Origin of the sequence: Streptomyces sp. NPDC059456 (assembly GCF_042750055.1) — a bacterium.
In the GTDB taxonomy this organism is placed as follows: Bacteria; Actinomycetota; Actinomycetes; order Streptomycetales; family Streptomycetaceae; genus Streptomyces.
Window position 1 is genome coordinate 1 of record NZ_JBHYVA010000262.1, and the last position, 10,494, is coordinate 10,494.

Below are 10,494 nucleotides of genomic sequence, written 5' to 3' on the forward strand. Positions count from 1 at the left end.
GTGCTCGGTGGTCGCCCTCGGAACGTGTGCGCACGGGACTCGGAGGGCTCGGAGGACTCAGAAGGTGAAGACGGAGGATCCCGTGGTTCGTCCGGCCTCCAGATCGCGATGCGCCTGTGCCGCGTCCTCGAGGGAGTAGCGCTGGTTGATCTCGATCTTGATGCGACCGGAAGAGACGTGGCCGAACAGCTCGCCGGCCAGGGCGTCGCGCTCCGCAGGGTCGGCGATGTAGTCGGCCAGCGCAGGCCGGGTCACGAACAGCGAGCCGCTCATGGCGAGTTGCATGGCGTTGATCGGTGGTACCGGACCGGAGGCCGTACCGAAGCACACCAGCAGGCCGCGGCGCTTCAGCGAGGCCAGCGAGCCGGCAAAGGTGTCCTTGCCGACGCCGTCGAGGACGACCGGCACTCCGGCGCCGTCGGTGAGCCGGCGCACCCGCTCGGCCACGTCCTCGCGCCGGTGGTTGATGACGTGCTCGCAGCCGTGCGTCCGGGCGAGCTCCGCCTTCTCCTCGCTGGAGACCGTTCCGATCACGGTGATGCCGAGCAGCTTGGCCCACTGCGCAACGATCAGGCCGACGCCGCCCGCCGCAGCGTGGAGCAGCACGCTGTCGCCGGCCTTCAGCGGATGGATCCGGCGGAGCAGGTACGCCGAGGTGAGACCGCGCATGGTCATCGCGGCCGCGGTCTCGCAGCCGATCTCGTCCGGCAGCTTGATCAGGTGCGAGGCGGGCATGACCCGCTCCGTGCTGTACGCCCCGAGCGGGCTGCCGGTGTAGGTGACACGTTCGCCTTCGGCGACGTGGGTGACGCCCTCCCCGACGGCCTCGACCACACCGGAGGCCTCGACGCCGATTCCGTCGGGCAGCCGGACCGGATAGAGGCCGGAACGGAAGTACGTGTCGGCGAAGTTGAGGCCGACGGCAACGTGCCGGATGCGCACCTCGCCCGGGCCCGGGTCGCCGACGTTGACCTTCTCCCACGTCAGGACGTCGGGGCCACCGGTTTCATGGAAGCGGACGGCATGTGCCACGGGTTGCTCCGATTTTTCTCGTGTACGGGCTTGCGTGCGGGCTTCTGTACGGGCTCGGGTGACCAGATCAATGCGCACCGTCACGCAGCATGAAGCCGCGCTGCCCCGGCCGGCGGTTCGGGACCATGCCGAGACGGGCGAGGGTCTCGTCGGTGTCGGCGTAGTACTCGCCGATCTTGTAGATCTTCCTGGCTTCCGCACCGGTCGCGATGTCGCGCCCGAGGGCGTTCGCGATCTGGACCATCTGCTCGACTTGCTCGACGGAGGACATCCGCTCGCCCCTGCGTCGCCACAGGTTGTCCTCGTTGCCCACCCGGACGTGCACGCCGAGAGCGATGGCGATCGCGTTCATCGGTGCCACGGCGCGCATGGAGCTCTCGATGGTGAGGACGGCGCCGTCCGGAACGCGGCGGACGAACTCGATGAGGTCGGCGGGGTGCCGTCCGGCGAAACCGCCGCCGATCGCGACGTAGTTGAGGATCAGGGGGCCCGTGTGGATGCCGGCGCGGATGAGCCGCTCCACGGTCTCGAGCTGGGCGAGGGTGGCGAGCTGGAAGTGCGGCTGGATGCCGTTCCCCTGCAGGCGCTTGAGGTGCTCCAGGTAGAAGTCGGGGCCGGCCTCGACGACCATGTCACGGTAGGCCCGGTAGTAGTCCGGCTTCGCGATCGAGGTGCCCTCGAGGTCGTCGTCGGTCATGATCTCGACGATGTTCATCTGGCTGGTGTTGATCGCGATGGTCACCTGGTCCGGTGCGGGGGTCAGGTCGGCCAGCAGGTGGCGGGTGTCGTAGGCCAGCCACTTGGCGTCGCCTCCCTCGCCCTCGGGGGCGAAGGAGATCGACCCGCCGATCTGGAGGACCATGTCCGGCACGGCCTCGCGCAGCCGGCCGAGCAGCTCGTTGAACATGGACATCCGCTTGGAGCCCTTGCCGTCGAGCTCGCGCACGTGGATGTGGAGCACCGTGGCGCCGGCGTTGTGGCAGTCGACGGCCGCCTGCACGTGCTCGTCCATGGTCAGGGGCAGGTCGTCGGCGTCGCCGGGCAGCCACTCCGGCCCGTAAGGGGCGGCCTGGATGACCAGCTTCTCCTGGTTCTCGGGGAGGAGCGAGTCGTCGTGGAAGTGCATGGCTTTTCTCCTTCGCGTACGGAGGATCACCCGCCGTGACCGGCGAGGCCTGTGCTGTCGGAGGCTCTCGGCGGCAGGGCCCGGGGCGGGTGAGGGATGACGTCGGGCGCACCGGCCCGACTGCGATCGGCTGGTCCGGAGGCGAGCGCGCCGTAGGGGAACGGCCCGGCTCACCTCCGGCAGCAGCCGCCTTGAGCGGTGCAGCCACGGTAGAGCCGGGTGACCACTGCTGCTTGGCCCGTGGTGACAGGTGACTTGCCATTTGGGGACAGCCCGGCCGGATGCCGGGACGCCGCCCGGGCGTCGCGCTGCGGCTGTCAGCCCTGGCGGGGCTCCTGCTGCCCGACCTGCTCCTTGCGCCATTCCCTCGGGCTGCACCCGAACTGCTCCCGGAACCAGCGGGAGAATGCGCTCAGTGACGAGAAGCCCAGGACATCGGAGATCTCCGTCAGCGAGCGGCGGGGGTTGGCCACGAACTGCTCCGCGAGCCGCATCCGTGTGACGTTGAGCAGCGAGGAGAACGTCTCTCCCGAGTGAGCCAGGTGACGGTGGACCGTGCGCCGGTCGACCCCGAGGCTGCGAGCGACCTGCTCGATCGAGCATCGGCCGGTGGACAGCAGGGCTTCGATGAGCTCGCGCACCCGGTCCACCACCGAGGTGTCTCTGGGAACTGCGATCGCGTCGAAGTACTGCCGGGCGTAATTCCGCAGTTGCGGATCCGCCATGGCGTTGGGCGCGTCGAGGTCGTCGGCGTAGAAGACGATGCCGTTGAACTCGCGGTCGAACTCCAGCCCGGGGCCGAACAGGCTGCGGTGCCTGCCGGCGTCCGCCGGAGCACTGTGTGCGAACCACACCGAGACCGGTTGCCACCGCGTGTCGAGGAAACCTCGCAGAATGCGGGTGAAGGCACCCACGGCCAGTTCCATGGCCTGCCGGACCGGCTGGGCCGTCTCGCCGAGCCGGAGGTCCACCTTGATGGTGGCCAGGCCGTTCCGTTCGGACAGGCGGGCGTGCAGGAGCTCGTTGTACATGTGCTCGTGACGCAGCAGCAGTCCCAGCGCGCTGCGTACGTCGGGCTCCTCCCGGACGACCAGGCTGATGGGGCCGAGATTGGAGAAGCGCCGCAATTCGGCCATGCGCAGACCGAAGTCGTCGTGGCGCGAGGCGGCTGCGGAGAGTTCCAGGAGGCGAACCACGGCCGGGCCGGAGATCCACCGATCCTGGACGGCGAGGTCGGCGGTGTCCAGACCCTCGCGCTTCATCAGCGCGTGCGGGTCGATGCCGACAGAACGGCTCAGCTCGACATAGCCGCTCAGTGCTGCCGTACGGACAAGAGGCCTCATGCGGACGCTCCCGATGTTGGTCCCCAGAAGTTAAGTTTCCTGTCTCCTCACGTCAAGCACGGGGACGCCGCGCGCCCTAGCATCCCCTCAACGCGGAACCCGGCGATCGGCGATCGGGCACGCACGCCTGCGGGCCGGTCCGGCAGACCGGACCGGCTCGTCATGAAACGGAGGCGGACATGTCCAATGTCATCGACATCAGGGACAGGCTGCGCGGGCCCTTCACCGGTCCGGCCGTCTGGCACGGCCCGGATCTGGCGGACCGCGACGAGTGGGTCCTGCGGCTCTCGTCCCGGCAGACCACCGAACTGAGGACGGCGCTGACCACAGCCCGCCCACGCGGTACCACGCTGCCGAGGGCGGCCGCCGCCGACTTCCCGCTTCCTGCGCTCGCCGGCGAGCTGGAGCGTGCCGCCGAGGACTTGGCATCCGGACGGGGATGGGTCCTGATCAAGGGCGTCCCGGTCCGTGAGCTCAGCGAGGCGGACGCCGGCGCGGTACTCCGGGCCATCGGCCAGTACCTGGGATGGCCCGTCCCTCAGGACCCGCACGGCCACGCTCTCCGTCACGTGAGGGACACCGGAGGTACGGCGCCCGGCGCCACGGCGACCGGCTACCGGACGCGGGCGAGGGTGCCGTTCCACACCGACGAGTCGGATCTGCTCGGTCTGCTCTGCCTCCGGCCGGCGTGCTCGGACGCAGTCACGTCCCTCGTCAGCTCCGCCGCCGTCCACAACGCACTCGCGGACCTCCGGCCGGACCTCGTGCAGCGCCTGTACCGGAACCACTTCTTCGACCGGCGTGACCAGCATGCGCCAGGCGAGCGCCCGTACCTGGCCGCCCCGCTCGCGACCAGGTACGGCGCGGCATTGAGCATGCGCTACGACCGGGACAGGCTGGAGGCCGCGCGGAGCCTGACCGGGGTGCCCCGGCCGGAACCGGCGGACACGGAACTGTACGACCTGGTGGACAGCCTGGCCGACTCCCCCCGCCTCCGGCTCGACCTCCACCTGGAAGCAGGCGACCTGCTGCTGGTCGACAACCACTCGGTCATGCACGCCCGGCCGGAGTTCGAGGACTTCGACGATCCCGAACGCGGACGCCACCTGCTGCCGCTGCGGCTGGCCCGGCACCGCGACACGGATCCACCGGGTACTGCCGCCGTCCGCGGTCCACGCGCCAAGGCGATGCGTCGCGAGATCGCCTCCCGTGACGTCATCCGGCCCAGGAGCCTGCACGCCACCCGCCCCGGCCACGAAAGCCGCGACCGCCGCCCGCACCGTGGCGACGGTTGAGCCGAACAGAAGGAGACTGCAGACATGACCAACCTTGCCGCGATCCTGGTGAACTCCGCGACCGCCTGCCGCGACCGGGTCGCCGTGCGCCACGACGATGTCACCCTCACCTACGCCGAACTGGACGACGCGAGCGCCAGGTTCGCCGCAGTCCTGCAGGAACGCGGCCTGCGGCCGGGCGACCGCATCGCCATGGCACTGCCCAACGTGCCGCTGTTCCCCGTCGTCTATTACGGGATCCTCCGGGCCGGGGGCGTGGTCGTGCCGATGAACCCTCTGCTCAAGGCCCGTGAGGTGGCCCACATCCTGCGCGACTGCGGGACCCAAGTCGCCGTGACGTATCCGCTGTTCGCAGAGGAGGTCGCAAAGGCCGCTGCCGAGGTGGGGGTCGAGTGCCTGGTGACGGAGGCCTCTGCATTCCACGAACTGCTCACGGCCGCCGAGCCGCTGTCCGGCACGGTCGACCGGGAGGAGAACGATCCCGCGCTCATCCTCTACACCTCGGGCACCACCGGCACGCCCAAAGGAGCCGAGCTGACGCACCGCAACCTGGTCTCGAACACGGCCACCACCGCCGAGACCCTGCTGCGCGTCGGCCCCCACGACGTCCTGTTCGGCGGCCTGCCGTTGTTCCACGCGTTCGGGCAGACCTGTGCTCTCAACGCGGCAGTGGCCGCGGGGGCGACGCTGACCCTGCTGCCGCGGTTCGATCCGCAGCAGGCGCTGGAGGTCATGCACCGAGACGACGTCACCATCTTCCTCGGCGTCCCGGCGATGTACTCGGCGCTGCTGCACACCGAACTCCCCGAGGGGTACGACGCCTCTTCGATGCGGCTGGCCGTCTCGGGAGGCGCCGCCATCCCCGTCGAAGTGCTGCACGAATTCGAACGGCGCTTCGGCGCCACCGTGCTGGAGGGCTATGGCCTCTCGGAGACGTCGCCCGTCGCTTCCTTCAACCACCCGGACCGCCCGCGCAAGGCCGGCTCCATCGGGATGCCGATCCGCGGAGTCGAGATGAAGCTCGTCGCCGAAGACGGCTCCGAGGTCGGCCCGGGCGAGGTCGGCGAGATCGCGATCCGCGGCGAGAACGTGATGAAGGGCTACTTCAACCGCCCGACGGCGACCGCGGAGGCAGTACGCGACGGGTGGTTCCTCAGCGGCGATCTGGCCCGCGTCGACGGGGAAGGGTTCTACTTCATCGTCGACCGCAAGAAGGACGTGATCATCCGCGGCGGGTACAACGTGTACCCGCGGGAGGTCGAGGAAGTCCTGTACGGGCATTGCGCCGTCGCCGAGGCCGCGGTCGTCGGCGTGCCGCACAAGGTGCACGGCGAGGAGGTCGCGGCGGTGATCGTCCTCCGCAGCGGCGCCGATGTGACGGCCGAGGAGATCCGCGACTACGTCAAGGAGCGGTTGGCAGCGTACAAGTACCCCCGTATCGTCACCTTCACGACCGAACTGCCCAAGGGCCCCACGGGGAAGATCCTCAAGCGCGAAATCGTCGTCAGCCCGTCCTGAGGAGAAGTAGGCCGGACCCGGCCGTGTCAACACGTCCGCTCACGCATCGCTCACGCATGCGGCGGCGCCGACCAGGGCCTGCGCGCCCCCCGTACCCAGCGGTGCAGCCCTGCGCAGGGCCTCTGAACTGCAGGAACGACCGGCGACGGGCTTCGTTCCGGTTGCCTCTTCCTGTCTCTCGTTGTCCGCCGTTCACCGTCCCTACCCGCACGTTGCGGCACGGCAGTCCGTCATCCACGCCATTCGAACAGGACGAGCGACGCATCGTCGGAGGTGGTCTCGCCGCGTGCCCTCTTGAGGGTGTGGGACAGGTCCCGGGCCACCGTGCGGATACCGTGGTCGGCCTGCTCCAGCTGGTTCACCCAGTCGATCAGCTGCTTCTCACCGAACTGCTCCTGCCCGCTTTCGTGTTCTTCGATCAGACCGTCGGTGAAGCACAGGACGCGGTCGCCAGGCTCCAGCGCCACCGCGCTGACCTGGGGCTGGTCCCCTCCGAAGCCGACGGGGAGGGTCGTGGGGCTGTCCAGACGGCGTATGACGCGGTGCGCGCGGATCAGCATGGGCGCGGGATGCCCCGCGTTGACCCACTGGAGGCGCCCCGTGTCCGTGTCCAGGCGCATCATCTGGGCGGTCACGAAGTGGTCCGGGTCGAACTGCTCCGCGACGGCCCGGTCCATGAACAGGTAGATCTCGGACAGCTCGATGCTGATCCGGCGGGCGTGGCGGTACGCGCCGATGGCCACCGTGGCCATCGTGGCCGCGTCCAGGCCGTGCCCCATGGCGTCGACCATGGCGAGGTGCAGGACGTCGCCGTTCAGGGCGTAGTCGAAGCTGTCCCCCGCCACGGCGTAGGCGGGCTCCAGAACTCCGGCGACCGCGACGTGCGGCATCACCATCGACAGCGGGGGCAACAGGGACCACTGGATTTCCGCAGCCACGCTCATCGGTTCGCCGCGGCGGGTCCGGAAGAAGAGGTCCGTGTAGCCGTTCTTGGTCTGCAGCAGGTCGGCCGCCAGGCCCGCGATCCTGCGCAGGAGGCGGCGGGAGTCGTCGTCGACCCCGTCCAGGGTGACCGCGAGCACCCCCACCTGGTCGCCGCCGTCCAGCAGGGGCAGGTGGATCCGTACGCCGTCGGGCGTCAGGACTTCGACGGGGCGTGACTCCAGGAAGCACCGGCCGGCTTCGGACCGGTCGATGGGCTGCGGATCACCGGCGGCCCCGCCGTCGGCGGGCAGGGGGACCAGCTGTTGCTGTCCGTAGTCCTGAAGAAGGATCTGCGGGTCACGTCCCCCCATGCGGGCCATCGTCTCCGCAACCAGCGGGCCGACCAGATGGGGCGGCAGCTCGTGCGCCCCGTCCAGGAGCACCCCGAGCAGTTCCTCCCCGAAGCTCTCCGAGCGGTCCGGGTCCGCGCGGCCTCCGACGGTCATCCTGTTGCCTCCAACCAGGCGGCGGGCCGGCGTCCGGCTGCACGGGCGGCCTGGCCTCCAGGATGCTCCCCGGCCACCGGGCATGCCACACGGCATCGGTGCTCCGCCCTCAACGGCACTGCCGGGGGGGGGCGGGGGCGGGGCCGCGCGCGCGCGCGCGCGCGCGGGGGGCGCCGGGGGGGGCCGCGGGCCGCGCGGGGGTCCGCCCCCCCCCGGCCCCCCGGGCCCCCCGCGGGCGCGGGGGCGCGGGGGCCCCCGCCCCGGCCCCGCCCGGGGGGCCGCGCGCGCCCCCCCCCCCGCACAGCCGGCTCAGCCGCTCCGGGCACAGCACCTCGGCCGGGTCCCGGCCGGCCCGCTGGGCCAACGCCTCGACGCGGGCCCAGGCGGAGGCCAGGTCGGGTCGGGCGGCGGCTGGCACCGTGAGGTTCTCCGTATGTCGACAGGACGTTCGAGAGCTTCGGCTGGATGAAGCGTAGCCCTCGGCCCGCCGCCCGGACAGGAGAATCCCCACCTTTCTTGCGATCCGCGTCAAAGAAGGTTGGCACGCCCGCCCCCGCGACAACGGGCATGACCTCAGGGGTAATCGACCCCGGAACGGTCCGGCGGCACAGTGGGGGCATCGGGTCCCGAGGCCGCGCACTCGGCCTCGGAACCCGTCCCACCGGCGTCCCACCGGCACGTTCGGCCGCGACCGCCCCGTCCGGCCGCGCCCCGGCCGTCCGGACCCCCGACCACCACGGAGGCTGATCCGCCATGTCCGCGACCCTGCTCGGCAGCATCGCCCGCACCACCGTCCCGCAGACCGCGCTGCGCCGCTTCCTGGCCCTCGACGCCGTGGTCACCGCCGGGAACGGCCTCGCGTACGCCCTCTTCTCCGCCCCCCTCGGCCGGCTGCTCGGCGCCGGTCACACCACGCTGCTCGAACTCGGCCTGTTCCTTACCCTCTACGGGGCCGGGGTCGGCCTGCTCGCCGCCCGCCGCGAGCCGCCGGTGACCGCGGTCAGGTGCGTCATCGGGGCCAACTGCGCCTGGACGGCCCTCAGTCTGGTCTCCCTGTTCCTGTGGGACGCGCCCACCACCGCCGCCCTGGTCTGGATCCCGGCCCAGGCGCTCACCGTCGCCGCGTTCGCCCTGTGCCAGCGGCTGGCGCTGCGCTCCGCCTCAGGGGCCCAGTGAGCGCAGGTACTTCACCGTCGCCGGGTCGGCCGGGAGCAGGGTCTCGATGGCCAGCTCGGCGACGGTCACGTCCATCGGCGTGTTGAAGGTCGCGATCGAGGACACGAAGGAGAGCAGGTGCCCGTCGTGCTCGATCACCAGCGGCAGCGCGATGGACGGGACGGCCTCCTCGGGTTCGGGTCCGGCGTCCCCGGGCCGCGCGGCGACCGGATAGCCGGCCACCTCCTCGTACAGCGCGCGCAGCGGCGCGGACCGCGACAGGGCGATCTGCCGCTCCATCTGGGCCAGCAGGTGCCCGCGCCACTCCGCGAGGTTGAGGATCCTCGGCGCCAGCCCCTCGGGGTGCAGGGTGATCCGCATGGCGTTCAGCGGCGGGGCCAGCAGGTGCGCGGGCAGGCCGTCGAGCAGCATCGCGATGCCGCGGTTGGCGGCGATGACGTCGTACGTGGCGTCCACGACCAGCGCCGGATACGGCTCGTAGCCGGTCAGCAGCCGCTCCAGGCCCTGGCGCAGCGTCCCCATCGACGGGTCGTCCAGCGGGGTCTGCGCGTAGTGCGGGGCGTGACCCGCCGCCAGCAGCAGCGCGTTGCGGTCGCGGACGGGCACGTCGAGGCGGTCCGCGAGCCGCAGGACCATGTCCTTGCTCGGCCGTGACCGGCCGTTCTCGATGAAGCTGATGTGCCGGGACGAGGAGTCGGCGCGGCCCGCCAGTTCCAGCTGGCTGATGCCGCGCCGCTCCCGCCAGGTGCGCAGCAGGGATCCGACGGACGGGGTTGAGGTCATGCCCCGACGTTAGCCGAGGGTGCGCACGCGGCCGCTCGGCCCAGGTCGAGGACGTAACCGGCGGCAATGTCACGTCCCGGCGCAGGGGCGCAGGGCCGCCGCGGCGGACCGGGAAGGCACGGAAGAACCCGCACGCACCATGGCGTGAAACCTTCCCGCGGGCGGGCGCTGTGGGAACCTTGACCCCACGTCAGAACGAGTCCGGACCGAACGGTGAAGGAGCATGCCGATGGCAGACGAGCCGCTTTCGCAGAAGGAGATCGAGGACCGGTTGCGGGAACTCCCCGGCTGGGCCTTCGAGGACGACCGGATCATCCGCACCTACCGGCTGGGCACCCACTTCGCGGCGAGCGCGCTCGTCGCCCACATCGCCTCGGTCCAGGACGAGCTCAACCACCACTCCGACCTGACCCTCGGCTACAACACGGTCCGGGTGTCGGTGAACACGCACAGCGCGGGCGACGCCGTCACGGGCGCCGACTTCGCCCTCGCCGAACGCCTCGAAGCCCTCGCCCCCGCCCACGGCGTGAGCTGATCCCGAAAGACGGGCCCGGGCGACCCGGGTCAGGCGTCCGGGCCGGCGGGGTCCAGGTGCCACCACTGGGCGGGGGAGTCGGTGTCCTCGGACACGCGGGCCCGGCCCTCCCCGTCCGCCTCCAGCGGCAGGCCGCTGATGCAGGCGATCAGGGACACCACGCCGGGATCGTCGAGGTGCTCCTCGACGGTACACGCCGGCGCGCCGGACCCGGTGGGCCCCCCCCCCCGGTCCCCGGGGGCGCCCGGCGGGGGCG

General features: G+C 71.2%; 9 protein-coding genes and 1 pseudogene. 4 read left to right on the forward strand and 6 right to left on the reverse strand.

The window, feature by feature from the left end; translation table 11 throughout:
- Positions 1-57: 57 nt before the first annotated feature.
- From ACFXA3_RS22380 to ACFXA3_RS22390, 3 genes are all read right to left on the reverse strand, one after another.
- Positions 58-1,032 (reverse strand): quinone oxidoreductase family protein, encoded by a 975-nt coding sequence (locus ACFXA3_RS22380; protein WP_385189220.1) that lies wholly within the window; start codon positions 1,030-1,032, stop codon positions 58-60.
- Between the two features lie 67 nt (positions 1,033-1,099).
- Entirely contained in the window at positions 1,100-2,158 is a 1,059-nt protein-coding gene (locus ACFXA3_RS22385; protein WP_385189222.1) for a 3-keto-5-aminohexanoate cleavage protein, read from the reverse strand.
- A gap of 317 nt (positions 2,159-2,475) precedes the next feature.
- Positions 2,476-3,501, reverse strand: a complete 1,026-nt coding sequence (locus tag ACFXA3_RS22390) for an AraC family transcriptional regulator (protein ID WP_385189224.1) — start codon at positions 3,499-3,501, stop codon at positions 2,476-2,478.
- Between the two features lie 179 nt (positions 3,502-3,680).
- Between ACFXA3_RS22390 and ACFXA3_RS22395 the strand changes: the two genes are divergently transcribed.
- Positions 3,681-4,796 carry a TauD/TfdA family dioxygenase gene (locus ACFXA3_RS22395; RefSeq protein ID WP_385189226.1) on the forward strand — a complete coding sequence of 372 codons (1,116 nt, stop codon included), beginning with the start codon at positions 3,681-3,683 and terminating at the stop codon, positions 4,794-4,796.
- Positions 4,797-4,820: 24 nt separating this feature from the next.
- Positions 4,821-6,314, forward strand: coding sequence for a long-chain fatty acid--CoA ligase (locus ACFXA3_RS22400; RefSeq protein ID WP_385189228.1), 1,494 nt, complete (start codon positions 4,821-4,823; stop codon positions 6,312-6,314).
- A 230-nt stretch (positions 6,315-6,544) separates the two neighbouring features.
- Here ACFXA3_RS22400 and ACFXA3_RS22405 read toward each other — a convergent pair whose 3' ends face one another.
- On the reverse strand, positions 6,545-7,744 hold the full coding sequence (locus tag ACFXA3_RS22405) for a PP2C family protein-serine/threonine phosphatase (RefSeq protein ID WP_385189229.1): 1,200 nt from the start codon (positions 7,742-7,744) through the stop codon (positions 6,545-6,547).
- 753 nt (positions 7,745-8,497) lie between these two features.
- On the opposite strand from ACFXA3_RS22405, the gene ACFXA3_RS22410 reads away from it, so the two are divergent.
- A complete protein-coding gene (locus ACFXA3_RS22410; RefSeq protein WP_385189231.1) occupies positions 8,498-8,920 on the forward strand; it encodes a hypothetical protein in 423 nt (140 codons plus the stop codon).
- On the opposite strand, the gene ACFXA3_RS22415 is transcribed toward ACFXA3_RS22410, so the two are convergent.
- Entirely contained in the window at positions 8,906-9,703 is a 798-nt protein-coding gene (locus tag ACFXA3_RS22415) for a helix-turn-helix domain-containing protein (protein ID WP_385189233.1), read from the reverse strand. The genes ACFXA3_RS22410 and ACFXA3_RS22415 overlap by 15 nt on opposite strands.
- 229 nt (positions 9,704-9,932) lie before the next feature.
- On the opposite strand from ACFXA3_RS22415, the gene ACFXA3_RS22420 reads away from it, so the two are divergent.
- The gene (locus tag ACFXA3_RS22420) at positions 9,933-10,238 is read left to right on the forward strand and encodes a 4a-hydroxytetrahydrobiopterin dehydratase (RefSeq protein ID WP_385189234.1); all 306 of its coding nucleotides are present in this window, start codon (positions 9,933-9,935) and stop codon (positions 10,236-10,238) included.
- Between the two features lie 29 nt (positions 10,239-10,267).
- Here ACFXA3_RS22420 and ACFXA3_RS22425 read toward each other — a convergent pair.
- Positions 10,268-10,494: pseudogene (locus ACFXA3_RS22425) on the reverse strand (hypothetical protein); the annotation flags it as partial.